General features: G+C 40.7%; 26 protein-coding genes. 17 read left to right on the top strand and 9 right to left on the bottom strand.

The window, feature by feature from the left end; translation table 11 throughout:
* Nucleotides 1-58 precede the first annotated feature (58 nt).
* Nucleotides 59-796, bottom strand: coding sequence for a hydrogen peroxide-dependent heme synthase (hemQ, locus tag G6R08_RS07970; RefSeq protein ID WP_163527493.1), 738 nt, complete (start codon nt 794-796; stop codon nt 59-61).
* 227 nt (nt 797-1,023) lie between these two features.
* Here hemQ and pta point away from each other — a divergent pair, with 227 nt between their 5' ends.
* On the top strand, nt 1,024-1,995 hold the full coding sequence (pta, locus tag G6R08_RS07965) for a phosphate acetyltransferase (protein WP_163527492.1): 972 nt from the start codon (nt 1,024-1,026) through the stop codon (nt 1,993-1,995).
* A gap of 171 nt (nt 1,996-2,166) precedes the next feature.
* On the opposite strand, the gene G6R08_RS07960 is transcribed toward pta, so the two are convergent.
* A complete protein-coding gene (locus G6R08_RS07960) occupies nt 2,167-3,009 on the bottom strand; it encodes a lipoate--protein ligase family protein (protein ID WP_163527491.1) in 843 nt (280 codons plus the stop codon).
* A 137-nt stretch (nt 3,010-3,146) separates the two neighbouring features.
* Between G6R08_RS07960 and G6R08_RS07955 the strand changes: the two genes are divergently transcribed.
* The 9 genes from G6R08_RS07955 to G6R08_RS07915 all read left to right on the top strand — a co-directional run bounded on the left by G6R08_RS07955 (nt 3,147) and on the right by G6R08_RS07915 (nt 12,684).
* Nucleotides 3,147-3,791, top strand: a complete 645-nt coding sequence (locus G6R08_RS07955; RefSeq protein WP_163527490.1) for a LytTR family DNA-binding domain-containing protein — start codon at nt 3,147-3,149, stop codon at nt 3,789-3,791.
* Between the two features lie 125 nt (nt 3,792-3,916).
* A complete protein-coding gene (locus tag G6R08_RS07950; protein ID WP_163527489.1) occupies nt 3,917-5,428 on the top strand; it encodes an acetyl-CoA hydrolase/transferase family protein in 1,512 nt (503 codons plus the stop codon).
* Between the two features lie 145 nt (nt 5,429-5,573).
* Nucleotides 5,574-6,416, top strand: coding sequence for a glycerophosphodiester phosphodiesterase (locus tag G6R08_RS07945; protein WP_163527488.1), 843 nt, complete (start codon nt 5,574-5,576; stop codon nt 6,414-6,416).
* Between the two features lie 169 nt (nt 6,417-6,585).
* Nucleotides 6,586-7,881: an HD domain-containing protein gene (locus G6R08_RS07940; protein ID WP_163527487.1), complete on the top strand. Its 1,296-nt coding sequence runs from the start codon at nt 6,586-6,588 to the stop codon at nt 7,879-7,881.
* A 14-nt stretch (nt 7,882-7,895) separates the two neighbouring features.
* Complete coding sequence (locus tag G6R08_RS07935) at nt 7,896-8,396, top strand: YwgA family protein (RefSeq protein ID WP_163527486.1); 501 nt, start codon at nt 7,896-7,898, stop codon at nt 8,394-8,396.
* 122 nt (nt 8,397-8,518) lie between these two features.
* Nucleotides 8,519-10,507: an ABC transporter permease subunit gene (locus tag G6R08_RS07930; protein WP_163527485.1), complete on the top strand. Its 1,989-nt coding sequence runs from the start codon at nt 8,519-8,521 to the stop codon at nt 10,505-10,507.
* A gap of 92 nt (nt 10,508-10,599) precedes the next feature.
* On the top strand, nt 10,600-11,037 hold the full coding sequence (locus tag G6R08_RS07925; protein ID WP_163527484.1) for a GNAT family N-acetyltransferase: 438 nt from the start codon (nt 10,600-10,602) through the stop codon (nt 11,035-11,037).
* Nucleotides 11,038-11,056: 19 nt separating this feature from the next.
* The gene (locus tag G6R08_RS07920; protein WP_205439405.1) at nt 11,057-12,076 is read left to right on the top strand and encodes a serine hydrolase domain-containing protein; all 1,020 of its coding nucleotides are present in this window, start codon (nt 11,057-11,059) and stop codon (nt 12,074-12,076) included.
* 44 nt (nt 12,077-12,120) lie between these two features.
* Entirely contained in the window at nt 12,121-12,684 is a 564-nt protein-coding gene (locus G6R08_RS07915; protein ID WP_163527483.1) for a GNAT family N-acetyltransferase, read from the top strand.
* A gap of 110 nt (nt 12,685-12,794) precedes the next feature.
* On the opposite strand, the gene G6R08_RS07910 is transcribed toward G6R08_RS07915, so the two are convergent.
* Nucleotides 12,795-13,547 (bottom strand): PRC-barrel domain-containing protein, encoded by a 753-nt coding sequence (locus tag G6R08_RS07910; RefSeq protein WP_163527482.1) that lies wholly within the window; start codon nt 13,545-13,547, stop codon nt 12,795-12,797.
* Between the two features lie 228 nt (nt 13,548-13,775).
* Between G6R08_RS07910 and G6R08_RS07905 the strand changes: the two genes are divergently transcribed.
* Together G6R08_RS07905 and G6R08_RS07900 are read left to right on the top strand one after the other, a co-directional pair.
* Complete coding sequence (locus tag G6R08_RS07905) at nt 13,776-14,753, top strand: ring-cleaving dioxygenase (RefSeq protein ID WP_163527481.1); 978 nt, start codon at nt 13,776-13,778, stop codon at nt 14,751-14,753.
* Nucleotides 14,754-14,939: 186 nt separating this feature from the next.
* Entirely contained in the window at nt 14,940-15,287 is a 348-nt protein-coding gene (locus tag G6R08_RS07900) for a VOC family protein (RefSeq protein WP_163527480.1), read from the top strand.
* Nucleotides 15,288-15,539: 252 nt separating this feature from the next.
* Here the strand turns inward: G6R08_RS07900 and tatC are convergent, their stop codons facing one another.
* Nucleotides 15,540-16,262: a twin-arginine translocase subunit TatC gene (gene tatC / locus G6R08_RS07895; protein WP_163527479.1), complete on the bottom strand. Its 723-nt coding sequence runs from the start codon at nt 16,260-16,262 to the stop codon at nt 15,540-15,542.
* A gap of 69 nt (nt 16,263-16,331) precedes the next feature.
* Nucleotides 16,332-16,547, bottom strand: coding sequence for a twin-arginine translocase TatA/TatE family subunit (gene tatA, locus G6R08_RS07890; RefSeq protein WP_079528379.1), 216 nt, complete (start codon nt 16,545-16,547; stop codon nt 16,332-16,334).
* A 418-nt stretch (nt 16,548-16,965) separates the two neighbouring features.
* Between tatA and G6R08_RS07885 the strand changes: the two genes are divergently transcribed.
* Entirely contained in the window at nt 16,966-18,390 is a 1,425-nt protein-coding gene (locus tag G6R08_RS07885) for an aldehyde dehydrogenase family protein (protein ID WP_163527478.1), read from the top strand.
* A gap of 44 nt (nt 18,391-18,434) precedes the next feature.
* Here the strand turns inward: G6R08_RS07885 and G6R08_RS07880 are convergent, their stop codons facing one another.
* The 4 genes from G6R08_RS07880 to G6R08_RS07865 form a co-directional block, all read right to left on the bottom strand.
* The gene (locus tag G6R08_RS07880; RefSeq protein WP_079528374.1) at nt 18,435-18,833 is read right to left on the bottom strand and encodes an ectoine synthase; all 399 of its coding nucleotides are present in this window, start codon (nt 18,831-18,833) and stop codon (nt 18,435-18,437) included.
* A gap of 45 nt (nt 18,834-18,878) precedes the next feature.
* A complete protein-coding gene (ectB, locus tag G6R08_RS07875; RefSeq protein WP_163527477.1) occupies nt 18,879-20,159 on the bottom strand; it encodes a diaminobutyrate--2-oxoglutarate transaminase in 1,281 nt (426 codons plus the stop codon).
* A 30-nt stretch (nt 20,160-20,189) separates the two neighbouring features.
* Entirely contained in the window at nt 20,190-20,732 is a 543-nt protein-coding gene (gene ectA / locus G6R08_RS07870; protein WP_163527476.1) for a diaminobutyrate acetyltransferase, read from the bottom strand.
* 503 nt (nt 20,733-21,235) lie between these two features.
* Nucleotides 21,236-22,318 carry a mechanosensitive ion channel family protein gene (locus tag G6R08_RS07865; RefSeq protein ID WP_163527475.1) on the bottom strand — a complete coding sequence of 361 codons (1,083 nt, stop codon included), beginning with the start codon at nt 22,316-22,318 and terminating at the stop codon, nt 21,236-21,238.
* 104 nt (nt 22,319-22,422) lie between these two features.
* Between G6R08_RS07865 and G6R08_RS07860 the strand changes: the two genes are divergently transcribed.
* The 4 genes from G6R08_RS07860 (at nt 22,423) to G6R08_RS07845 (ending at nt 25,138) form a co-directional block, all read left to right on the top strand.
* Entirely contained in the window at nt 22,423-23,217 is a 795-nt protein-coding gene (locus G6R08_RS07860; protein ID WP_163527474.1) for an alpha/beta hydrolase, read from the top strand.
* Nucleotides 23,218-23,245: 28 nt separating this feature from the next.
* Nucleotides 23,246-23,707 carry a hypothetical protein gene (locus G6R08_RS07855; RefSeq protein WP_163527473.1) on the top strand — a complete coding sequence of 154 codons (462 nt, stop codon included), beginning with the start codon at nt 23,246-23,248 and terminating at the stop codon, nt 23,705-23,707.
* Nucleotides 23,708-23,825: 118 nt separating this feature from the next.
* The gene (locus G6R08_RS07850) at nt 23,826-24,488 is read left to right on the top strand and encodes a hypothetical protein (RefSeq protein WP_240339667.1); all 663 of its coding nucleotides are present in this window, start codon (nt 23,826-23,828) and stop codon (nt 24,486-24,488) included.
* Nucleotides 24,489-24,634: 146 nt separating this feature from the next.
* A complete protein-coding gene (locus G6R08_RS07845) occupies nt 24,635-25,138 on the top strand; it encodes a DinB family protein (RefSeq protein WP_163527472.1) in 504 nt (167 codons plus the stop codon).
* Nucleotides 25,139-25,161 lie beyond the last annotated feature (23 nt).

Genomic DNA, 25,161 nt, shown 5'->3' with positions numbered 1-25,161 from the left:
ACTGTAACTTTGCAAAATGAAAGACAGCCTCCTTTGATAGGGGCTGTCTTCATTAGGTTTATACGTGAAGGAATTGGTCTACAGATTCTGGTTTCAGTATATTGCCAATATAGAAAGAACCGAAGTCGCCGTAGCGAGAGGTCACTTCATCGAAGCGCATGTCATAAACGAGCTTCTTAAATTGCAGTACGTCATGAGCAAACAATGTAACGCCCCATTCCCAGTCATCCAAACCAATTGATCCAGTAATGATTTGACGAATCTTACCTGCGTACTGTCTTCCAGTCATACCGTGGGCATACATAAGCTTGGCGCGGTCATCTTTTTCAAGAACGTACCAGTTATCATTACCTTGACGTCGCTTGTCCATCGGATAGAAGCAAATATGATTCCACTTTGGCAGGATCGGATTCAACCGCGCCTTAATATTTGGATCTTCTTCATCCACTTCGCCCATATAATCGGAAAGTTCCACAACTGAAACATAAGAGTAGGCTTTATAGGTGAACTCAGCTAATTTAGACTTTTCAAAAGCTGTTTCCAGTTCATTTAACTCTTCCATCGTAGGACGTACGAACATCATCAGGAGATCTGCCTTTTGTCCAACTATCGTATATAATGCATGACTTCCTTGCTTGTTTTTTTCGGTATCTTCCCATTTTCCAATCAACTGGTGGAATTCGCTGATCGCCTGATCGCGTTCTTCATTGCTGGCATACTTCCATGAAGTCCAATCGATTGAGCGGAAATCGTGCAGGGCGTACCAACCATCCGCTGTTTTTACTGTTTCTGGCATGGCAAAATCGCTCCTTTTATCTAAAGTTTTAAGTAATACTTCCTATTTCAATATAACACAATCGCCCTTGAAGCATCATTTCAAGCACTGTGAACGTATTGTGAACAAAAAAGTAGGGTACAGTGAAGATGTAATCGTTTTAATGAAAAAATTCCTATCATATTACTTTTCATTAAACACAAAACGTCTTATCATATAGTACAGAAATGAAAATGGGAGGGTCCAATATGAGTGATCTTTTTGATACATTGAAAGCCAAAATTGATGGAAAAGGCAAGAAAGTCGTGTTTCCTGAAGGTTTAGATGAACGCATTTTAACAGCAGTCAGTAAATTAGGAGCGGAAGGTTTGATCACACCTGTACTAGTTGGGGAAAAAGAAAAAGTAGAACAGAAGGCGAAAGAAATTGGCGTTGATATTTCTACGTCGGACATTCTTGATCCAGCTCGTTACGATGGTTTCGATAAGATGGCAGCAAGTTTCGTTGAACGTCGTAAAGGAAAGGCAACCGAGGAACAGGCTCGCGAAATTCTTAAAGATGAGAACTATTTTGGAACGATGCTCGTTTATATGAACGAGGCAGCGGGTCTCGTTAGTGGGGCGGCTCATTCTACAGCTGACACCGTTCGTCCCGCTTTGCAAATAATAAAAACCAAGCCAGGAATCAAAAAAACGTCCGGTGTGTTTATCATGGTTCGTGACGAAGAAAAATATGTGTTCGCTGATTGCGCAATAAACATTTCACCGGACAGCCAGGACTTAGCTGAAATCGCTCTAGCCAGTGCTGATACCGCCAAGCTGTTTGACATCGATCCTAAAGTCGCAATGTTAAGCTTCTCAACAAGAGGGTCAGCGAAATCTCCTGAAACGGAAAAAGTAACAGATGCCTTGAAGCTTGCCAAAGAGCAGAATTCTGAGCTTTTGATTGATGGGGAATTCCAGTTTGATGCTGCCTTTGTCCCATCTGTAGCAGAGAAGAAGGCGCCAGATTCTCCGTTAAAAGGAGAAGCCAACACGTTTATCTTCCCAAGTCTTGAAGCAGGGAACATTGGTTACAAAATCGCCCAGCGCTTAGGAAACTTTGACGCAGTTGGCCCGATTCTGCAAGGGTTGAACCAGCCTGTGAATGACTTATCACGCGGATGTAATTCAGACGATGTGTACAAACTAGCCATTATTACTGCCGCTCAATCTATATAAAAAAACAAGGCCGATAGCTGGTGCAGCTATCGGCCTTGTTTTTTGTGAAATATGCAATTAATCAGGAAAATGTGCAATTATTGGAATTTATCCGCAATTATCGAGGACCCCATGCAATTACTCAAAATTACATGCAAATATTAGTGATTTCATGCAATTCACACCGGATTTTTACTCAATCCGCTCGAGTGCTTTTGCATTTCGCTCAATCATTTGTTCAAAGCGTTTATTAAAGGTATCCATTTCCTCACCCTCAAGCTGCTGCACAACAACCTTTTCAGAGAAATCGCTCAACTGGTACAGGATTCGATCCCTTACATCTGCAACAGTCAATTTTGTACCCAATAGCTCGTTCATCGACGCCATCACGGATGGGTCAATATCCGGATAAACGAAACGTGTTTCTTCCTCGCGCCTGCCGATTTCGTAAAAGTTTTTCAGCAGTCGAGCCCGCTCTTCGCCATTACCGCTTACATCTAAATAAATTTGTACAGCTGATCCATGTTTAACACGTCGCTGGGAAATCCCTGCGAATTTCCGTCTGTTGATACTCAAATCATAGGTTCCCGGGCAGTAAGATTGTGTGATTTCATAGGCTTCGATTTGATCCGTGAGATCTGCAAATAGATGTTTAATAAACACGACCATTGCCTCATAGCCTTCATGAATGTTGACATCTTTTGAATCTGGAAAAATAAGAGATAGGTTGAGAACTCCTTCATCGAGCACAACCGCAAGTCCGCCTGAATTCCGGACAATAACCTGGTAATCCTCAGATTTTAAATAGTCGACAGCCTCTGATATATAGGGTAAGCGGGCATCAGGTATGCCGAGAACGATGGTATTATGGTGCACCCAAAGTCTGGCTGTTGTAGAGGAAGTGCCTTGTCCCACGGAAATAGCCAGAGCATCGTCTGTGGCAAAGGATTGAAGTGCTGAAAACCCGGGACCAAGGCTGCTTTGATCAATGAAGCGATATGTTTTGGGATGTAATAAGGTATGAATATGGTTCATGAATACGTTACTCCTTTATAAATAGACCAAAGTAATTATAACAGAAACAGTAGGAGTAGACAGGTTCAATTTGTCTGCCTTTCTAAAGATCCGTTAAACTAGAAGAAATGGGATGTCGTGGGGAGGTGTTTAAAAGAATGGAGAGTTTTACGAAAGATTCTCTATTAGATGTGATAGGAGAATTGTTTTCAGATGAAATATCGATAGCTGTAGCGAATACTGAAGAATATATTTATTATCGCCCGAGTAAGCGGATCGATTTGAAAATCTGCACAGGTGACCCAGTTAAAGAAGGGACGATTGCACATAAAGCTTTACTGACGGAACAAAAAGTCTCCGAATTTATTAATCGTGATGTGTTTGGTGTTCCTTACCACGGAATGGCTGTGCCGTTCCATCATGACGGGGCTCTCGAAGGATGTGTAATGGCGATTCATCCTGCTTTCACAGATGGAAAATCTGTCGTCACTGTCAAAACACAGGATGGATGGAAGCCGCTTCCTTTTGCAGAAGTGAAATACATAGAAGTGAAAGATCGTAAGGCGTATGTATGGTCAGACCAGTTCTGCGGGACACATAAAAATTCACTTCAAGAATTTGAATATATGTTGCCCAGGGAATCGTTTGTCCGCTGTCATCGATCGTTTATCGTCAATGTGAATCATATCAGGGAGATCTATCCTGACACTCATTCGACATTCTTGCTGTCGATGGACGATGGAGCAAGTATCCCTGTCAGTCAATCTTACTCCAGCTATTTTAGAAAATTACTCGGGTTTTAAAAATTGCTGTTTCACTCATGAGATATGCTGGTCCATCCGTCATTTTTCTATTCCCCTTCATTTTCCTCAAATCATTGAGCGAATAAGTTAAAATAATTCTAAAAGTTATGAAAGAAGGCGATAGAATGGAAAATGATTACGGACGAATTCAAGATTCCCGCTTGAAGAATCGTGTTGTTTCTTCAGAAGAAGCCGCCTCATGGATTAAGGATGGTATGACGTTAGGGTTAAGCGGCTTTACACGTGCGGGTGATGTGAAAGCGGTGCCATTTTCGCTGGTAGAACGAGCTAAAACAGAGGAATTTAAAGTAAACGTGTTTACTGGGGCTTCCTTAGGATCAGATGTAGACAAACTTTTTGCCCAAGCTGGCATTATTCATAAACGGCTTCCGTTTCAGGCAGACCCGATGATGAGGAGCAAAATTAACAAAGGTGAACATTTATTTGTTGATCATCATTTATCTCACACTTCTGAATTAGTGAGAGGAAATGTGCTAGGAACTATTGATTACGCAATATTGGAAGCGGTATCAATAACAGAGGATGGCATGGTGATCCCGACAACTTCCATTGGTAATTCATTAGCATTCGCTCAACATGCAGAATCTATCATAATTGAGATCAACATGAAACAACCTAATCTAGAAGGGCTTCATGACCTATATGCCCCAGGCAAACAGGGGGAGCGCGATCCGATCCCGTTAACAAAAGTGGATGATCGAATCGGTACGATCGGAATTCCGGTTGATCCTGAAAAAGTAAAAGGAATTGTGTTTACAGATCAAGAGGATTCCCCATCGACTATAACAGCGCCGGATCAAGATACAGTCATTATGGCACAGCATCTGATTTCCTTTTTACGAGAAGAAGTCGATGCCGGACGTTTAACAAAGAGCCTTGCGCCCATCCAATCCGGCATCGGTTCTGTGGCTAATGCTGTTCTGCACGGCTTGATTGACTCAGAATTTAAGAACTTAGAAGTGTATTCAGAAGTACTTCAAGATGCTGTATTCGATTTAATGGATGCTGGAAAGGTCAGTTTTGCTTCCTGTTGTTCGATCACATTGTCCGAGGAAAGAATGGAACAGGTGTTTAGCGACTTTAAACAGTACCGTGATCGATTAATCATGAGACCACAGGAAATTTCAAACCACCCTGAGATCATCCGCCGCCTAGGTTTGATTTCAATTAATACGGCTTTAGAGTTTGATATCTATGGCAATGTCAATTCTACCCATGTAGCGGGTACAAAAATGATGAATGGCATTGGCGGTTCGGGTGATTTTGCTCGTAACGCCCGCCTGGCTATTTTCGTAACAAAATCAATCGCTAAAGATGGAAGTATATCCAGCATTGTCCCATTTGCTTCTCATATTGATCATACGGAGCACGATGTAGATGTGGTTGTAACGGAACAAGGGTATGCAGACTTACGCGGATTAGCTCCAAGGGAACGTGTCGGGTTAATAATCGAGCGCTGTGCCCATCCTATTTATCGGGACCAACTTTGGGACTACTACAATCAAGCTGTTTCCAGAGGCGGTCAGACCCCTCATATTCTTGAAGAAGCGTTCTCATGGCATAAGAATTATAATGAGACAGGCACAATGCTTAAACAAATCCTGCAAAAAGTATAACCATGATAAGAGGACTCTCTTCGTAGTACTTACGGAGGGAGTTATTTTTTTCCTGTTTTTCCTTACATTATATTAATGCTTCCCTAATACTCTATTAATGTAAGTCTTGTAAAGTGGAATTAAAGATAGGAAGGGAGAGGAAGAGATGTCACGTTTTTTGTTCATTCTCATCATGGGGGTATTATTTATGGGAGTATTCAGTACATCAGCAGCAAATGTTTCCGCTAATGAAATTAAGAACAAGGACCGTCAACAAACTATTACGATCGCACATAGGGGAGCTTCCGGCTATGCACCCGAGAATACGATGGCAGCGTTTGAAAAATCAGTTGATATGAAGGCAGAAATGTTTGAGCTTGATGTCCAAATGAGTAAGGATGGAAAGCTGGTGGTGATTCATGATACAACAGTAGATCGTACGACAAATGGCTCTGGTCAAGTGGGAGATTTTACATATGAAGAGCTGCAGCAGCTTGATGCGGGGAGTTGGTTCAGTGAAGAATTCGCTGGTGAAAAAATTCCAACACTCGGCCAGGTGCTTGATCAGTTTAAAGGGAGATCAGGAATATTAATTGAATTGAAATCACCATCCCTTTACCCGGGAATTGAACAAAAGGTAGCGGATGCACTTGTTTCCCGCAATATGCATAAGCCGGAAAATGAAAAGATTATTGTGCAGTCATTTGACCATGAATCTATGAAGAAATTCCATTCGATCCTGCCATCAGTACCGATAGGGGTTCTGCTTGGTTATAGTGAAAATGGCGTGTCAAATGAACAGCTGACCGAATTCTCATCGTACGCAGATTACTTTAACCCTAATAAAGCAATGATTACGAAAGATCTCGTTGAACGAATCCATGAATATGACATGAAAACCCATCCTTATACTGTGAGAGATCGCGAATCTGCAAACTATCTTTTAGAAGCAGGGGTAGATGGTATTATTACTGACTTTCCAGATTACGTTGACCCTCGTAAAGGATAAGAACAACTGGACGCCTTATCATTTTTTTCAACAGGTCTAAGAAAGCTCCATACCTTATCATTAGAGAACCGGGCATTTAAATGCTTGGTTCTTTGCTTTGTCAAGATGTTTTTTTATGCTGTGAAAAGGTATATAATTGTAGAAAATGTCGTGAAGAAAGGACAAGCTAATGGCCTATCGTGACGAGAAGTTAAGTGAAGAAAAAGTATTTAAAGACCCCGTACATCGCTACATTCATGTACGCGACCGAGTCATCTGGGACTTGATCGGCACACCTGAATTTCAGCGCCTAAGAAGAGTTAGACAGTTGGGGACGAGCTACTTAACGTTTCATGGAGCTGAGCATAGCCGCTTCAACCACTCACTCGGAGTGTACGAAATTGTACGTAGAATTATTAGCAACTTTAAAGACCGGCCTAATTGGGACGAAGAGGAACGCTTGCTTTGTTTAGCGGCCGCCCTGCTGCATGATCTCGGACACGGCCCCTTTTCTCATTCGTTTGAAAAAGTCTTCAAGCTCGATCATGAGGATTTCACGCAGGCAATCCTGCTCGGAGACACGAAAATCCATCAAGTGCTCTCTAAAGTAGAAGAAGGGTTTCCGAAAAAAGTGGCAGACGTTATTAATAAAACGTATAAAAATAAACTCGTGGTCAGTCTGATTTCGAGCCAAATTGATGCGGACCGAATGGATTATCTGCAGCGTGATGCCTATTTTACAGGGGTAAGTTACGGCCATTTTGACATGGAGCGGATTCTTCGAGTGATGCGTCCGATGGAGGACCAGGTGGTTGTCAAAGAAAGCGGAATGCATGCAGTCGAGGATTACATTATGAGTCGTTATCAAATGTATTGGCAAGTTTATTTTCACCCTGTGACACGGAGTGCTGAAGTGATTTTATCAAAAATTCTTCACCGTGCGAAAGAGCTGTATGAGGAAGGGTACACCTTCAAACTGGAACCGACACATTTTCTTTCCTTTTTTACAGAAAAGCCAAATTTAAAGGAGTATTTAGCTTTGGATGAGTCGATCACACTCTACTATTTTCAAATGTGGATGGAAGAAGATGATCCTATACTGTCTGACCTTTGTGATCGATTCGTTAACCGACGACTCTTAAAGTACATAGAGTTTAACCCAAATTCACAGATGAACGAATGGATGGAGCTGTATAGGCTGTTCCAGGAAGCAGGGGTGAATCCTGACTATTATTTAGTCGTCGATTCAAGCTCTGATTTACCATATGATTTTTACCGTCCTGGCGAAGAAGGGGAGCGGCTTCCTATCCATTTGTTAAAGCCCAACCAAGAACTTAAGGAGTTATCCCGTCTCTCAGATATTGTTGAATCGATTTCTGGAAAAAAACGTACAGATCATAAATTATATATCCCGCTTGATCGATTAGAGGAAATGCCGGACAGGAGTAAGACGAAACAGCGTATTATGGAAATTTTGTTTGGATAAGGAGTGGAGTTGTCATGTTGGAGAATCACGCAAAGTTAATGCAATTCTTCTCAAGCTCTGAAGACATCGTCGGACGAAAAAAGCTGCAAAAGATGATTTATATCTTGAAAAAGTGTGATATTCCTTTTGAGGAACGTTATGAATTTCATTTTTATGGTCCATATTCTGAAGAATTGACTTTACGGATTGAGGAAATGTGCAACTTAGGTTTCATAAGTGAAACAAAAGAAGAGAAAAAGAATTATTATCAATACCGTTACCGAATGACGGAGGCGGGCCATGATTTTCTTAAACATTCAAATGTACACCTGCCGCCATTTGATGAACATATCAAAGAAATGGGAGCCCAGAGCTCCCGGTTCTTGGAACTCGTTTCCACTATGCTTTTCTTTGAACAATTACCTAAGGATGAAATCACGGAAAAAGTACACATCGTAAAAGGAAAACAAAATTATTCTAGTGAAGAAATAACAGAAGGTTGGAATTTTATTGAAAAACTTCGCCGGATTCATTAGTATAAGTAGTAGGAAAGATATACTGTTAAACAGTATATCTTTTTTTATACATATATGACTGACTATTTCTAAAATTAAAAAAGGTGAGAGGTATACCTGAAATGCCTAAAGGAGGTTTGAGAGTGAAGTTAATCAAGTTTATGTTTTATTATATTTTTGGCCTAGTTGGCATTCTTTTAATCAGTGCTTCACCGGCCTTATTCAAAACGGGTACTTTCTTCAATGTATCTGCCTATATTAGCGAGTTGACCTATTTGTTCCAAACAGTGATCCATCCGTCGGAGTGGGTGTATTTTTTCAAAGGGAATCCGGTGCCATTATTTGAATATCTCTGGGATCCTTATCGATACTCTATGACCATATTCATGGGGGCGATTGCATTAGGGTTCGTCCTTGCCTTCTTATTTGCTATTGGTACCTTTTTCCTGCCTTCTATTGTTAAAAGGCTTGTAATGAGGCTGCTTAATTTAGTTGAAGCTGTACCCGATCTGCTTCTCGCCTTTAGTGCTCAGCTAGTTATTGTGTGGCTGTATAAACAGACAGAGATCTTGTTCATGGATTTTGTTACGGTTGGACAAGAAAGGATTTATGCTCTTCCCATTGCAGCATTAGCCATTCTTCCTATGGTTTCCCTTTATAAAATTATATTAATTCAATTGGACGAAGAAATGACGAAATCCTATGTGCAATTCGCCAAAAGTAAAGGGATGGTAAAATCCTTTATCCTTAACGTCCATATTCTTAGGAATATTATTAAAAGCATATTTTATCATTCAAAAATTATCCTGTGGGGAGCTTTATCGAGTCTCCTGATTATCGAGTATATTTTCAACATTCATGGGATTACTTCAGCTTTTATGAGTGACTTTAGACCGATTGTGACATTTTTAATCCTCGTTATGCTGTTCACGCCGTTTTTTATTTTTTACCAGGGAACAGAGTTGTTTATCTTTAAGGAAAACAGGGTTGCAGAAGAGACCAATTTGAAGATGAACAGGTTCCTCGGATCTATTTCGTTCAAGCCAAATGGAAAGTTAATTGGACTGTTTATTCGGGAAGTGGGTGTGCATTTCAAAAATGTTAAATTCCTGATTGGATTTGGAGTTATCTTTGCCATTGTTGCAACCAGCTTGATCTACACAGCTACAGCTGATCCTCTTGTTGAAAAGTTCTATCACATTTATGACGACAACGGAATATTAGTCAGCGCAGCCCCTCACTCTCATGAATATGTCTTCCTCGGGACAGATGAGCTTGGCTACAGCATATTAGACCAGATGCTTACTGGAGCGAAGTATACGGTTCTCTTTGGCATAGCTATTGCTTTGTTAAGGGTGGCAATTGGCTTTATCCTTGCTATACCTTACGCTTTTTTCTGCCCTCCTAAGCTGCAGCGAGTGCTGGAGAAATTGGTAGACGGAATGCATTTCTTACCCTTAACGGTTATTGCTTACTTATTGCTAAGGCCTGTGTTGTGGATGCCTCCGGGCGGGTTTACGACAACGGAAATGGAGAGGATCGTCTATCAGGCGATTGTTCTTACTATTCTGGCTGTGCCACTTCTTATCACGTTATTTGGAAATGAAATGAAACTAATTATGAAGGAAGAATTTGTCCTGAGTACTAAAGTGTTAGGCGGCAGTTCAGTTCATTTATTGTGGAGACATTTGCTTCCTCACTTAAGCGCTCGAATGGGAATTGTATTTGGTCAACAGTTTATTCAGACCTTGTTAATCTTCATTCATTTGGGGGTGTTTAGCATCTTTTTCGGAGGGACAGATGTTTCGCATACCCCATTTATGCCAGACCCGCCGCAATCGACTACTTACGAATGGTCCGGTCTGATTGGTTCATCTAAGAATGCTTTAATGACGGGGCGATGGTGGTACATTATCCCTCCGCTCGTTGCATTCATGGTAGTCATCGTTTCCATGCAGTTCGTTATCCAAGGCATCAAGGAAGTCCAGCAAAAACGTGTTGGGGTGCCTGTTGAACGCAATCAATGGTATCGCAGGTTATTCTCTGCAAGTAAGTCGCAAAAGACTACTGCCAAGCAGCCGGCTAAAGAAGACTTTGTGTTTATGAATAGTGAGCATAGTCGTTCTTCTTAAGAAAAGATCGGGGCGGTTTTGTGAAAAATGTTAAACTTTCTCGGGACGGGACATAAAGAAAAATATCATATTCGTTAAGAAAGAGGGATTTCATGAGCGGTGTCGAAATTAAAGAGTTACAATCAGAAACAGAAATTTTAGAAGCTTTTCCAGTCATGAGACAACTTCGTACCCATTTGGATCAAGAAACGTATTTAGCGCTTGTTACAGAAGCAAGGGAAAAGGACAGCTATCAGCTTTTTGCTCTATATGACCAAGGAGAGGTTGTCGCTGTAACCGGATTTAAACCAATGATAACCCTTTATTATGGACGTTTTGTATGGGTGTGTGATCTTGTGACAAACAGGGAGAATCGCTCAAAAGGGTATGGTGATCAACTACTTTCTTTTGTCCATGAGTGGACGAAAGAGCATGGCTTTGAAGCAGTGGCTTTATCGTCAGGGTTGCAGCGAAATGATGCCCATCGGTTTTATGAGGAACGAATGGATTATAACAAGGCAAGTTATGTGTTTAAGAAAGTGATCGAATAGATGAAGGAGGGTGAGGTTATTGGATAAGAAGGGTGTAACATCAACTAAACATCATATCAGAGAGGATGGCTTTTCTGGGACAGTATTGGTGAAAGATCACAAAGAGGTGCTATTTCAATCTGCATCTGGCCATGCTAATCGAGCTGATGAGTGCTTGAATGAACTCAATACCCGCTTTGGAATTGCCTCTGGCTGCAAATTATTTACGGCTATAGCCATTGCGCAACTTGTTGAAAATAACCTGCTGTCCTTTCAAACACGACTTAAAGATTGTTTAGATATTGAATTTCCGTATGTTGATGAAAGAGTTACAATCCACCACCTGTTAACCCATAGTTCGGGGATGGCAGATTATTTTGATGAAGAACGAATGGATGACTTTGGAGATGTTTGGAAACAAACTCCGATGTATTTGTTAAAGAATCTAAAGGATTTTCTCCCAATGTTCCAACATGGAAAAATGATGTTTACTCCTGGAGAGAAATTTCATTACAACAATGCTGGATACATAGTACTCGGGTTAATCGTGGAACAACAAACGGGTATTTCTTTTCAAGAATATGTGGAAAAAAACATTTTCGAGCGGTGCGGAATGGAGCAGTCGGGTTATTTCTCGCTCGATAGCCTGCCTGGAAACACTGCATATGGATACATCGATCAACAGGATGGGACATGGAGGACAAATGCGTACTCCATTCCGATTAAAGGTGGAGCGGATGGCGGTGCCTTTGTATCTGCATCCGATATGATCAAATTATGGGAGGCTTTGATGGATTATAAGTTATTAGATGAACAAACGACAAACACGCTCCTGACTCCATATGCCCATGTGAATGAAGAAGTTGACTATGGATATGGGTTATGGGTCAACTATAAACATAATTCTATCTATAAATACCACGTAATGGGATACGATCCTGGAGTAAGTTTTCATGCTGCTTTCTATCCGCAGTCAGAAGTGACGCTTGCCGTCCTTTCGAACAAAAGCTCAGGAGCACGCGATGTCATGAAGGAGTTAGAAAAAGCTTTTGTTATGTAGAGCGGTATTTGAAGGTTAGTAGAAACAATGAAGGAGGGATCTCGATGAACCCTATACTGCTTGATTTTCCCCATGAATTTGAAACCGAGCGTTTATTTGTCAGGCTCCCAAAACCAGGGGATGGGAAGGCAGTCTATGAGTCTCTTAGAACCTCGATAGATGAACTTAAGCCGTGGATGCCCTTTGCTCAGAACGATCAAAGTGAAGAGGAAACGGAAATCAACATTCGGGAAGCACATATAAATTTCTTGAAAAGAGAAGACTTAAGACTGCTTGCCTTTCACAAACAAACGGGAGAGCTAGTTTGCTCCTCGGGCCTACATCGTATAGATTGGGAAGTTCCTAAGTTTGAGATTGGATACTGGGCCGATACCCGTTTTTGCGGAAATGGTTATGCAACAGAAGCCGTAGAAGGGATAACAGGTTTTGCTTTTAAAGAATTGGGGGCTAATCGTGTTGAGATAAGGTGCGACTCTAATAATGTGAAGAGCAAGGCAATACCCGAGAGATTGAATTTTGATTTTGAAGGAATTCTTAGAAACGAAGATCGCTCGGCAGATGGGAAAGAACTTCGGGACACATGCGTTTATGCAAAGGTTAAACTATAGGTCATTGAGGACAGTTTGAAAATAGATTCTTAATTCATACCCAATTTCTCTCTATGAATCTAGAGAAAAATTGGGTATTTATAATTACTTAGAGTAATCGAAGCTACCACTTATTTATTGTGAGAAAATTCTTTTCCGTAAGCATTGTGAAGCTTTTCTTCGAATGCATTTGAAATAGGGGAATCAGGGTCGTATTCAGGCGCATTTTTAACCTTTTCTTGATTAAGAGAAACATAAACTCTCTTTTCCTCCCATTTCACTTCCGTAATCCATGCAGGTGCGACAAGCACTTTTTTTCCAGATTGCCAATTTTTCGTCTCTACTATTATATAGCGGATTCGCCAGCTTTCGTCATCTAAAAGGAAACTTTCAACATGACCGACCCCGCCATCTTCTGCATGAATTTCGTAATTCTCAATTTCCGAGGTGCTTCTTATATGGGACTCTCCAGGTTCTTCCTCCGTGTTAAGGGAATCTTGAACAAGGTGTTCTCCCAGCAGGTGGTTAGGATACATATTTGCACCCCAAACGCCAGGACCGCCCCAGTAACTGCCCCAACCGTAATATTGGTTTAATTTCAACTCCTGCTCACGGGATACTGGGCTTTCTGAATCGATATTCGGACTGTCCTTCACTTGCTCTTTTGATAATTGTACAGTGACATGACTTTCTTCGTGGTTAACAGCTGTGATGGAAATCGGGGAGATTAGTACGGTACGTCCTGGAAGCCACTTTCGGGTGTCCGCAACGAGGTAGCGAATCGTCCAACTCTCATCATCAAACAGAAAAGATTCAACCTTTCCTAATTCATCATCGGTTGCATTAATCTGATAGCCGTGGATTTTCTTTTCATTATGAAACATTTGAATTGCCTCCTTGTAAATTTACCTTACTAATTTGTTCCCGAGGTTCGAACAGGATAAACTGGTTGTCATACTGTAGTGAGCCATAGCTATGTTTTGATTAGCATAATACGGTCTGATTGACAGAAGAAAGAATACATAGTACATTTATCTTGAATTAAAGATAAATTGACGACTTTAATAAAAAGTCTAGTTATAAAAGTGATTCATATAGGGAGGAGTAATAATATGAATGGATTAAAAGGCATACACCATGTAACAGCGATTACGAGCAGTGCTGAGAAGAATTATGAATTTTTCACATACGTGCTAGGAATGCGTTTAGTTAAGAAAACAGTTAATCAAGATGACATTCAAACCTACCATTTGTTCTTTGCCGATGATACAGGAAGTCCGGGAACGGATATGACATTCTTTGATTTTCCTGGTATTCCTAAAGGCGTCCACGGAACGAATGAGATTTCGAAAACTTCTTTCCGAGTACCAAGTGATGAAGCTTTGGATTATTGGGTGAAGCGTTTTGATCGGCTAAAGGTAAAGCATAGCGGCATTAAGGAGCAATTTGGTAAAAAGGTGCTATCTTTCGTGGATTTCGATGATCAGCACTATCAACTAATATCTGATGAAAATAATGAAGGCGTGTCTGCTGGTGCCCCATGGCAAAATGGTCCGATTCCTTTAGAATACGCTATTACTGGATTGGGTCCCATTTTTGTGCGTGTTGATAATATCGATTACTTTAAAGACATGTTGGAAAAAGTTCTGCAATTTACTGAAATAGATAAAGAAGGGTCCTTTCATTTATTTGAAGTCGGTGAAGGAGGAAACGGCGCCGCAATAGTTGTTGAATATAACAGCGTTCTTCCGCACGCCAGGCAAGGATTTGGCACGGTACACCATACGGCGTTTCGAGTGGAAGACCGTTCTGTGCTTGAAGAATGGATAAAACGGATGGATGACTTTGGTTTCCGGACTTCCGGCTATGTAAACCGTCATTTCTTTGAGTCCCTTTACGCGAATGTCGCTCCGCAAATCCTGTTCGAGTTTGCTACAGATGGACCAGGGTTTATGGGCGATGAGTCTTATGAAACGCTTGGCGAGAAGCTATCTTTGCCTCCAGCTTTAGAACCGAAACGTAAGGAAATCGAGGAAATGGTCCGCCCAATTGATACAGTTAGAAGTACAAAAAATTTTACTAAAGAATGATGATCATCCTGACTGGCACTCTTCTTAATAGGAAGGGTGTTTTTTTGCAGGAGTGACAGAAATTGATGTAGAAGTATTTATCTATGCAATTAAAGGAAGGAATGTGGCATTAGAATATTTTCTAGTAAAGTTTAGATAGCGATTGAATACATTTTAGCTAATCATAGCTCCAGGGGGTAAAACTTAATGAGGACCAAACTGTTACACGTCAGAGCAAATGTTAAGGAATTGGACAGAGCAATCAAATGGTATAAAGACGTTTTAGGATTTAGCGTAGGTGGTTCTTGGCCACCAGAAAATCCAAATTATGTCCATTTCGAACATGAAAGTGGAGCAATGTTCGCTCTAATGGAACATAAAAATTATCCTACACCCGGTCGTTTTAATTTCTATGTTGATGATGTGGATTCATTATGGGAGCGGTTAAAGAATAAAGCAGAAGTAGTAGAAGAGTTATTTTCCACTGCATACGGCAGCCGGAAATTTACCATTGTTGATTTGGACGGTAATGAGCTAGGATTTGTTCAAGGCTAAAAGCGAAAGGATTTAACTTATGTTTAGGGCGGTGCTAATCGAGAAGGAAGAGTCTTGCAGATTAGATAGTTTAGGGGAGGTCTCTAATTCACTGATCCTTCCTTCTCTATAATTATTGTAACAGAACATTTGTTCCCTTGTGAAGTAAAATGTGAAAAAATATTTTAAAAAACGATTTGGAAATGCTAAATATATATATAAATAGCCACAAAAGGTAGCTCGTCCCTCTTGTGACTATTTACTAATATAAGTTTAAGCTGCGACGGCCAACTTTTGTTTGCGTCTGTACACCACCTTGGAAAGCAGCACACTGCATTCATATAAAAACAGCATCGGAATAACGACGAGTATATCAGATAGGAGGTCAGGTGGCGTGATTAAGACTGCAATCAAAACGAGAACAAAATAGGCATACTTCCTCACTTTCTGAAGTCTGTATGGATTGAGAACCCCGAGACTTGTCAGGAACATGATGATCACAGGTAGTTCAAACAGAAAGCCGAAGGGCAAGGTCATATGTAATAGAAACCGGAAGTACTTCTCAGTTGTGAAAAAGGTGAAAAACATGCCCTCTGAGAGGGAAAGTAAGAAGTCAAAGACAATAGGAAAAATAACAAAATAGCCGAATGAAATGCCAATTAGAAACAGGATAAATAATGAAGGAATATAGGCCAGTGTTACTTTTTGTTCCTTAGGTGTCAGGGCTGGGCGTACAAAAAGCCAGATCTGATGAGCAACGATCGGAATTGTACAAGTAATAGCTACAACGCTTGCTAGCATTAAATATACCCACAGAATTTCACTTGGTCCGAGAACAGCCAGCTTTATTTCAATATCTTGACTCAGCCAATTATAGATCTCTTTTACATAAACAAATGCTGCTATAAAAAACAGGATGAATGAGCCCAGAACGATAATAAGCCGCTTACGAAGTTCACTTAAATGACCGACAAGATTCATTTCTTGCGCTGCCATCATCATACCTCCTTAAGATAAAAGAAGATGTAAGCAGAAGTGAATAGCTTACACCTTCCATTGTTTGGTTTAGTTAGCTGATTGCTTTTCTTTTTGCTCGCTGGAATTGTTTTGGTTTTCCTGACTTTGCTTATCATCGGACATTAGATCCTGAGTGGATTTTTTGAATTCTTTTAGGGTGGTCCCGAATGCACGTCCCATTTCTGGTAATTTAGATGGACCAAAAATAATTAGTGCAATCACGAGAATGATGATTAAACCTGGTATTCCAATGTTTTGTAGCATAATAACCAACCTTTCAAGTTATGGTTTTGTGATTAGATGATTCTTTTGGTAAAGGAAATGAATTGATTTGTAATCGGCTGTGCCTTCGTAAAGCTGCGATTCACATATAGGTTAAAAACTTACGACGGACCATTTTTTGTTCCATTCCCTACCCCCTGATGAATAACTTATGATCTAAAGTATAAGGTCCGGGTCTGGAAAAGTTAATAAACCTCCTGTAAAGTATTATTAAGATAAGTTTAAATTCATTTAAGATTATGAAAAAGGGACGGAAGGGAGGGTAATGGTTTACTTAAGAGAGGCAGCTGATTTTTGTTTGAAATGGAAGAATTAAGGTTATATAGTCTCTAAAACTGAATATAATTCTGATGATTTGCTTGTAATGATCACAATCTTTTTATAGAAGGAGACGGTGGAAATGCGTAACTACTTGAAGCATTACATTAATGGGGAATGGATAGAATCAACTGGTTCTGAAACAGAAGACGTGATTAACCCGGCCACAGAGGAAGTGATCGGCAAAATCAGTTTTGGGACGAAGGAAGATTTGGATAAAGCCGTTCAAGCGGCAAGAGATGCACTTCCTGCCTTTTCACAAACTCCAAAGGAAGAGCGAATTGAGATGCTTGAAAAAATTGCGGCTGAGTATGAAAGACGTAAAAATGACCTCATAGAAGTCATGACAGATGAGCTTGGTGCTCCTTTATCTATTTCAGAAAAGGTTCATTATAAAATGGGCTATTCTCACTTTTCCCAGGCTGCTGAATCGCTGAAGGATTTTTCATTTATGGAGCAGCGCGGTAACCATACATTAGTCAAAGAATCTGTAGGGGTCAGCGGTCTGATCACACCGTGGAATTTCCCTACAAATCAAACGTCCACTAAAATTGCCAGTGCTTTCGCTGCGGGTAGTACAGTGGTCTTGAAGCCATCTGAACTGACTCCATTTGCCGCAATGATCTTAGCGGAGATTTTTGATGAAGTAGGTGTTCCGAAAGGTGTCTTTAATTTGGTTAATGGTGCAGGCGATGTTATTGGGGACGGGATCAGCTCGCATCCGGATATTGATTTTGTTTCCTTTACGGGATCGGTTGGCGTTGGCCAAAAAATAATGGAAAATGCTGCGAAGACGATTAAGAACGTTGCGCTGGAATTAGGAGGCAAATCGCCGCTCATAGTCCTTGAAGATGCCGATCTTGAGCAAGCAGCCAGGTCAGCTGTAACCCATATTTCCATGAATACAGGTCAAGTGTGCTCAGCAGCTACGCGTATCATTGTGCCTGCTTCGATAAAAAGTTCTTTTGAAGAAGAAGTTAAACGAGTACTTCCAGAGTTCCCGGTTGGAGATCCGCGGAAAGAATCGGTTGTGGGACCGCTCGTATCCAAAAAGCAATGGGATCGTGTTCAATCCTATATTGAAAAAGGAATTGAAGAAGGTGCTACTTTACTTACCGGAGGACCTGGTAAGCCAGAGGGACTTGATAAAGGTTATTTCGTGAAACCAACAGTATTTTCAGATGTGAATAATGATATGGTCATTGCCCGTGAAGAGATCTTCGGTCCGGTGATGTCGATTATTACCTATGAAACATTGGATGAAGCAATTGAAATTGCCAATGACACGGTTTATGGCCTTGCAGGGTATGTAGTAGGTAAAGACCCTGAACTGCTTCGTAAAGTTTCCACTAGCATTCGTGCAGGAAGGATTACCATCAACGATAATGGGAAAGACTTCTCTGCTCCGTTTGGCGGCTATAAGCAGTCTGGTATAGGAAGAGAGTGGGGCGACTTTGGAATTGAAGAGTATCTTGAAAAGAAAGCTATCCTTGGTTTCCCTTCATAATTAAAAAATTCCTCCCTACTTGATAGGGAGGAATTTTTTATGGTTTATTCGTCAGAATCATCGACTGGGTAAACTCCATTTTCATCATGAATTTCACGGCCGGTAAGTGGTGGGTTGAATACGCAAACCATACGCATATCTGATCCTTCATAGGCACGCAGCAGGTGCTCATCATTTTCATCTAGTGCATAGATTTCGTTCTTTTTAATAGGCCAGACCTTTCCGTCTTTAAGTGTTTCCACTTCTCCTTCACCTTCGATGCAATAAACGGCTTCCAGGTGATTCTGGTACCAGATATGTGTTTCCGTACCGGCTTTGATCACTGTATCATTCACGGAGTACCCCATGCCATCTTTTTTAAATAACAAACGGCGGGACGTCCAGTTTTCACCTTTGATTTCTTTTTCTGTTCCGAGAACATCTTCTAGTTTTACGACTTTCATAATTTTGGCCTCCAATAAGTGTTGTATAGTATAGTGAATAGTTAATTAAGAAGTAACTAATTCTTTTTCTTTTGCAACAGCTTCAACGGCTGCTTCAACCTTCTCAAAGCCTTGTTCAAGGGCATCAATGTCAATGTTGATTGGCGGGAAGAGCTTGAATACTTCATCATCTGCGCCAGCTGTTTCCATGATTAAGCCTTGTTGGAATGCAAGCTCGGCAACTTTTTCAGAGAATCCTTCTACGCCAGAAGAAATTCCCTGCATGATGCCGCGGCCTTTGCGATATCCTTTCATCTCTGGATATTTCTCAATTAAGCCGTCCAGGAATGCAGTGATTTTCTCGCCTCTTTCTTTAATGCCTTCTTCAAAGCTTGGATCTTCCCAGTAGCGAAGGGCTTCAGTAGCTGTTACGAAAGCCATGTTGTTACCACGGAATGTTCCGTTGTGCTCACCTGGTCCCCAGATATCGTGCTCAGGCTTGATCAATGTAATCGCAAATGGCAAGCCATAGCCGCCAATAGATTTCGATAAGCACACGACATCAGGTTTGATACCAGCTGGTTCAAAGCTGAAGAAAGTACCTGTACGTCCGACACCTGCTTGCACGTCATCGATAATTAGGAAGATGTCGAATCGTTTACAAATCGCATCGAGTTTCTTCAACCATTCAAAGCGCGCTGTATTCAGACCACCTTCGCCCTGTACTGTTTCAAGGATAACAGCAGCTGGAATTTCTACACCGCTGCCGCCATCTTCTAGATAGCGCTCAAAGTAGTCCAGTGTATCAAGGTTTTCATCAATATAGTTGTCATAAGGCATCGTGATGGCATTGTGAAGCGGAATGCCTGCCCCTTTACGCTTGAATGAATTTCCCGTTACAGAAAGTGCGCCAATCGTCATGCCGTGGAAACCATTCGTAAAGCTGACAACTTCTGTACGTTTTGTCACTTTACGTGCTAATTTAAGAGCACTTTCTACAGTGTTCGTACCCGTTGGTCCAGGGAACATGACCTTATAATCGAGGTCGCGCGGCTTCAGGATGACGTCATTCAGCTTGTTTAAGAAATCCGCCTTTGCATCAGAAGCCATATCCAAGCTATGAGTGATTCCGTCATGGGTGATGTACTCAATAAGCTTTTCTTTCATATTCGGGTCGTTATGGCCGTAGTTCAAAGCTCCGGCACCACTGAAGAAGTCTAAATATTCCTTGTTGTCAACGTCCCACATCTTGTACCCTTTAGCTTTTGTAAAAATGGTAGGGAAGCTGCGGCAATAAGATCTTACCTCTGATTCTAGTTCTTCAAATACAGTTAGATCGTTTTTCATAAATTGCAATCCTCCTTAATAGAATCTCAATTATTTATCGTTATCGGAAATGTTCGGTTTTGAAAATGGTCCAATTCGAAATGTTAACTCTTCTTCATGCCCTTCTCCTGGAAATAAATCTTCAGGGAAGCACTCAGTAATCGTACATGTCGTTTTGTGGTCACGTGCTAATTTTTTAAAAAGGGATTGTGAAGCTTCATTTGATGGTGTAACAGTAGCTTCAAGGTAACGAACCTCATTGCAAACTTCGCGATCAACCAGTTCATTTAAAATTTTGGAAGCTACGCCTTTACCACGCTGGGAAGAATCAATCCCAATTTGCCAGACAAATACAACATCACTTTGTTCAGGCGGGATAAAAGCAGTGACAAATCCGACTAATTTGTCGTTTTCTTTTGCAACGACGCAGGTTTCTGCAAAGTATTCACACATCATAATGTACTTGTAGGGTGAATTTTGATCGAGGGTTGAGTTGTTGACGAGTTCCCACATAGCGGAACCGTCTTCAACGGTTGGTTTCTCAAAGGTTAATTGTTGATCAGTCCGTGTAACTGTTGCGGTTTCATTAGTCATACGAGCTCACCTGTTTCATACTGGAATGTGATTATGACCATGTCCTCCTTTGATTTTTTGAACAAATAAGGCAGACGACATTGTAACCGTTTGCGTAAGCGCTACTCTGTCGTTGTCAATGTTTTTATAATAGTGGTCTGCACGCAGATAATCAAACCAGTTTTATAGGTAAAAAACGGCATTATTTCTTATGAATGGGGATGGCACACACTAAGTAGGGGTGTCATTACAAATTGCTAGGGTATAGTTAAAAATACAGACGATTTGAGAAAATCTGAAATTTGGTTAGAGGGCAAAATCATCCCAAACCCCTATACAGATCAAGGGTTTAGATATAAGGAGATATAAAGAGAAAAAAGGAGATATAAGAAGTATAAAATTTTTGTAAATAGGTGGGGAAAATGCTTGCCATGAAAGGGTTATTCCCAATTAAAGGGAAAAAGGGGGTTTTTAAAAAAACCTCCAATAGAAAAATAGCTATTGGAGTTCCTTTAGGTGAATTATTATTTTTTCCAATCCACAGCATCTTTGGCGACGCTTCTAAGGTGCAGATCTCGTTGAGGAAATGGAATTTCAATTTCATGCTTTTGCAGTTTATCGTGAATTCGAAAGTTGATATCACTTCTTATACGAATCACTTCTTCAGGATTAGAAATCCAGATAAATAGTTCGAAATCTAGGGAGGACTCGCCAAATCCTGTAAAGTTAACAAACGCTTTCGGTTCTTTTAACACACTTTCAGTTGTTTGTTGAATATCTTCAGCTACACTTTCAAGTAGTTGTTTGACTTGATGAACATCTGTTCCGTAGGCGACACCGACAGGAATGGTAAGACGAAGGCGTGGGTCGCTATAAGATCGGTTCACAACTTGCTCTTCTAGAAAATATGAGTTCGGCATGATAATGTGTTCATTTTCGATCGTTCGAATAATTGTCGCCCGCATGTTAATTTTCTCCACATCACCTATAACATCATTGACAATAATGCGATCTCCGACCTTAATCGGCCTTTCGAACAGAATAATCAAACCAGAAATGAAATTAGAGGCAATATTTTGCATTCCAAAGCCAATTCCAACACCGACGACCCCGGCGAAAACCGTCAGGGCGCTCAAGTCGATTCCTACGGTTGTCAAACTGATAATGACAGCAATAACCATAATGATGTAGTGGAAGATTCGCTCCAACGTAAATCGAACTCCACGATCAAGATGGTAGCGCTCATAAACCGTCGGCAGTAAGAAATGATTTAATGTCTTTGAAAGGCGGTTAGCCAATGAAATAATCAGGTAGGCAATTACGATCAAAAATACCGAAATCTTAACCTCGCCTATAGTGAAAAAAGCTTGAAACAGCCACTTTGTTTTTGAAAAATAGATCAATAGAAAAAGAAAGATGCCATTGTAGGCTGCCCAATTGATAAAAGAAGTGAAGGCGTGCTGAATTCGGGTGTTATGTTTGATGGTGCGAATGAGTATATTATTCAGGATCCCCTTCAAGGCGAAAATGGCAAAGATGACTACGGCGACTAGCAGAGCATCCTGCCAGAAACCCCATGTCTTCAAATGGGCCCAATTGGATGTCATAACGAAACTCCTTTACAGATCGTGCAAAATATTTTCCGTATATTATCGCATAATCATAAAAAAACTCAAAGTTTGGATGAAAAAGAAGAGCAAAGGGTGATCAAATGTTAGAAAAATTCACTGTATATATTCCTCCTTTTAGTCAAGAACGAGTCGTTAGAGTCTATTTACCAATGGGGTATCATGAGGCGAAAAGGCAGTATCCTGTTTTGTATATGCACGATGGCCAAAATGTCTTTGAGGATCACGACGCTGTTGGGGGAGCCTCCCTTGGCCTGAGAGATTTTCTAGATAAATGTGAGCTTGATGTGATTGTCGTAGCTATTGATGGCAATCCGATTAAAGAAGATAGAGTGAATGAATATTGTCCGTGGACGGGCGGTGAATTCAGCCAAATGATCACCGGGCAGAATAGTGAGTTTGGAGGTAAAGGGGGAGCATACATAGAGTTTATTGTCAGCGAGCTCAAACCTTTGATAGATCGCAGCTACCGGACGATTGAATATAATACTGCGATGGCAGGTGTATCGTTAGGCGGGCTGATTTCCACTTATGCTGCCTGTCGTTACCCTGAAACCTTTTCCAAAGTTGCTGTTTTATCTTCAGCTTTTTGGCGGAATCAAGAGGAAATGGAACAGTTAATTAAGAAATCTAGCTTATCAGGGATTGAACAGTTTTATCTTGATTGCGGAACTAGCGAAACCAATGATGAATGGATTAATCGAAAGTTTTTCGAATCAAATCAATCGATCTATGAATTGCTTGGCAGGAAAATAGAGAATACAAGGTTTGAAGTAGTAGAAGGTGCTGAACATCATTATTCATTTTTCAGGAAAAGAGTTCCGGATATGATGACTTTTTTGTTCCCGGACTTTCGGAACATAAGCGGGGGATTTTAGCAAAGGTGAAAAGAGAGGAGAGAGTATTATGAAGAAATTTCTGTGCTGCCTTTTATATTCAGCGGTGATGGTAGCTGTGTTATTGGGCGGGTTATTTTATATGAATCATTTAATAGAAAAAGCCGAAACCTCTTATAACATGATCCCATTAATGATTTTCTCGCTCATTTATCCGCTTATTATGGGAATGTTGTTTGGACTTCCACAGATGATTAGCCGGCTTAAGAGAGGGGGAGTATTACATTTTGATGTAATCAAATTCGCTGCCATTGGCCTTCCTGCTCTCTATATCTTTGTCATTCCTATATTGTATTACTTCACAAAAATTGGCGGGCATTTGCCGTTATCCAGAACCATTATGTTATCTGGTTCAGGCGGCACTGTTTTACTTACAATTGTTGGAGTAGTTTTGGGCTATGTACTGTTTGAATCGATTGGAAGGAAATCTGAACAAGCGGGCAGTCACGATACCTTAGAGGAAAATAGTTAAAGATATCGTTGAAAACGTTCTCCGGTGGGGCGGGCGATTTATGAAGAAATAGAAGGAATTTTCAGGAATTTTATAGAATTTTAATTTGGAATGCTATTAATGGTTTGGAGGAAGTGTTATGAAATACGCTGTATCGGTCACAGATACGTCATATGTTAAAGAAATTGAGGAAAGTGGCAGAAAAATAATCGAATCATTACACGATTTTGCTGACGATTTAGAAAAACTGACGACTTTTGACTATCCAAGAGGAATTGTCTTCCACGATCTCAAATCAGCAACCGAACTTTATTCAGAAATTCCATTGCCTGCTTATACTTCGAGGGATTTGATCCACTTGAATCCGCTAACAGATGCTTGGAGGGAGATCTTTTTATCATCAACCGTCGGGAAAGAAGTTGCAAAGGCGGTAGAGTATTACTCCTCGCTTGAGGAAGTTGATGTTGCCATGATTGCAGCACATGAGCTTACACATCATGCCGACTTCTTCCATGATGACTTTGAAGGTGACGAAGAGAATATGTGGTTCGAGGAAGGAATGTGTGAATATATTCCGCGAAAACTGATGTTGTCTGGGGAAAAATTTAAGGAGATTACAGAAGTGGAAAATCTTCTGATCGAAGCTTACAAAGAAGATTACGGAGAATATACGCTGGACCAATTTGGGAAGTCAGGATATAGGCAGGGAGAGAGTCTCGATTATGCCGGTGATTTTTACGATTATTGGCGTAGTGCTGAAACGGTAAAAACTCTGTCGAGGAGTATTGTGAGGGAAACTTAGAGAATTTAATCGGCTTTTATCAGGAATGGGAAAAAGAAGAACCGCTTCATTTGTTTTTTATTAAGCGTTTGGAGTTGTCGGATGAAGAGGCTAGGAGGCTGTGGTTTAGTTGAATATATAGTTTTGAAAAAAGTAAGGGGATGGCAATGGAATTTAAGATAGAAAAGAGTAATAGTTATACCCCGCAAATAGGACATCTTGTATCTATGATGAATTATGCAAGATACACAACCTTACAGGCTGTGGAGGGGTTAAGCACCAAGGAACTTGATTTTTTACCGAGTGAAGATGGGAACTCTATAAGCGCCTTATTACTACATATTGCTGCTGTTGAAGTGGGTTTTCAGATTGAGATTTTTGAAAACAGACGCCCAAATAAGGAAGAAGCTGTTGAATGGGGGGCGGCATATGAGCTTGGTGAACAAGGCAGGCAGGAAATTAAAGGGAACTCTCTTGAGTTTTATATAGAGAAATTAGATGAAGTTCGAAACCGTACATTAAAAGAATTTCAAAAACTGGACGATGAATGGCTGTATGAAGAAAGGTTATGGGACAATCACAACTCGAATCATTACTTTATCTGGTTTCACGTGTTTGAGGATGAAATTAATCATAGAGGTCAAATGCGCATAATTAGGAAAATGCTTTAAGAAAGGTAGCAGCCTGTTAAAAG

It is taken from the genome of Halobacillus ihumii (genome assembly GCF_902726645.1).
GTDB lineage: Bacteria > Bacillota > Bacilli > Bacillales > Halobacillaceae > Halobacillus_A > Halobacillus_A ihumii.
The sequence above is the reverse complement of the archived record's forward strand: the minus strand, read 5'-3'. Positions and strand labels throughout refer to the sequence as shown.

Excerpts from the sequence above, each read along its gene's own strand:
- G6R08_RS07845 (WP_163527472.1), top strand. The coding sequence starts at position 24,635 with ATGGAATTTAAGATAGAAAAGAGTAATAGTTATACCCCGCAAATAGGA.
- G6R08_RS07850 (WP_240339667.1), top strand. The coding sequence starts at position 23,826 with ATGAAATACGCTGTATCGGTCACAGATACGTCATATGTTAAAGAAATT.
- G6R08_RS07945 (WP_163527488.1), top strand. The coding sequence starts at position 5,574 with ATGTCACGTTTTTTGTTCATTCTCATCATGGGGGTATTATTTATGGGA.
- G6R08_RS07935 (WP_163527486.1), top strand. The coding sequence starts at position 7,896 with ATGTTGGAGAATCACGCAAAGTTAATGCAATTCTTCTCAAGCTCTGAA.
- G6R08_RS07960 (WP_163527491.1), bottom strand. The coding sequence starts at position 3,009 with ATGAACCATATTCATACCTTATTACATCCCAAAACATATCGCTTCATT.
- ectB (WP_163527477.1), bottom strand. The coding sequence starts at position 20,159 with ATGAAAAACGATCTAACTGTATTTGAAGAACTAGAATCAGAGGTAAGA.
- G6R08_RS07860 (WP_163527474.1), top strand. The coding sequence starts at position 22,423 with ATGTTAGAAAAATTCACTGTATATATTCCTCCTTTTAGTCAAGAACGA.
- G6R08_RS07910 (WP_163527482.1), bottom strand. The coding sequence starts at position 13,547 with ATGTTTCATAATGAAAAGAAAATCCACGGCTATCAGATTAATGCAACC.
- tatA (WP_079528379.1), bottom strand. The coding sequence starts at position 16,547 with ATGCTACAAAACATTGGAATACCAGGTTTAATCATCATTCTCGTGATT.
- ectA (WP_163527476.1), bottom strand. The coding sequence starts at position 20,732 with ATGACTAATGAAACCGCAACAGTTACACGGACTGATCAACAATTAACC.
- G6R08_RS07865 (WP_163527475.1), bottom strand. The coding sequence starts at position 22,318 with ATGACATCCAATTGGGCCCATTTGAAGACATGGGGTTTCTGGCAGGAT.
- G6R08_RS07905 (WP_163527481.1), top strand. The coding sequence starts at position 13,776 with ATGAATGGATTAAAAGGCATACACCATGTAACAGCGATTACGAGCAGT.
- G6R08_RS07915 (WP_163527483.1), top strand. The coding sequence starts at position 12,121 with ATGAACCCTATACTGCTTGATTTTCCCCATGAATTTGAAACCGAGCGT.
- tatC (WP_163527479.1), bottom strand. The coding sequence starts at position 16,262 with ATGGCAGCGCAAGAAATGAATCTTGTCGGTCATTTAAGTGAACTTCGT.
- G6R08_RS07855 (WP_163527473.1), top strand. The coding sequence starts at position 23,246 with ATGAAGAAATTTCTGTGCTGCCTTTTATATTCAGCGGTGATGGTAGCT.
- hemQ (WP_163527493.1), bottom strand. The coding sequence starts at position 796 with ATGCCAGAAACAGTAAAAACAGCGGATGGTTGGTACGCCCTGCACGAT.
- G6R08_RS07880 (WP_079528374.1), bottom strand. The coding sequence starts at position 18,833 with ATGAAAGTCGTAAAACTAGAAGATGTTCTCGGAACAGAAAAAGAAATC.
- G6R08_RS07900 (WP_163527480.1), top strand. The coding sequence starts at position 14,940 with ATGAGGACCAAACTGTTACACGTCAGAGCAAATGTTAAGGAATTGGAC.
- G6R08_RS07925 (WP_163527484.1), top strand. The coding sequence starts at position 10,600 with ATGAGCGGTGTCGAAATTAAAGAGTTACAATCAGAAACAGAAATTTTA.
- pta (WP_163527492.1), top strand. The coding sequence starts at position 1,024 with ATGAGTGATCTTTTTGATACATTGAAAGCCAAAATTGATGGAAAAGGC.
- G6R08_RS07885 (WP_163527478.1), top strand. The coding sequence starts at position 16,966 with ATGCGTAACTACTTGAAGCATTACATTAATGGGGAATGGATAGAATCA.
- G6R08_RS07950 (WP_163527489.1), top strand. The coding sequence starts at position 3,917 with ATGGAAAATGATTACGGACGAATTCAAGATTCCCGCTTGAAGAATCGT.
- G6R08_RS07955 (WP_163527490.1), top strand. The coding sequence starts at position 3,147 with ATGGAGAGTTTTACGAAAGATTCTCTATTAGATGTGATAGGAGAATTG.
- G6R08_RS07940 (WP_163527487.1), top strand. The coding sequence starts at position 6,586 with ATGGCCTATCGTGACGAGAAGTTAAGTGAAGAAAAAGTATTTAAAGAC.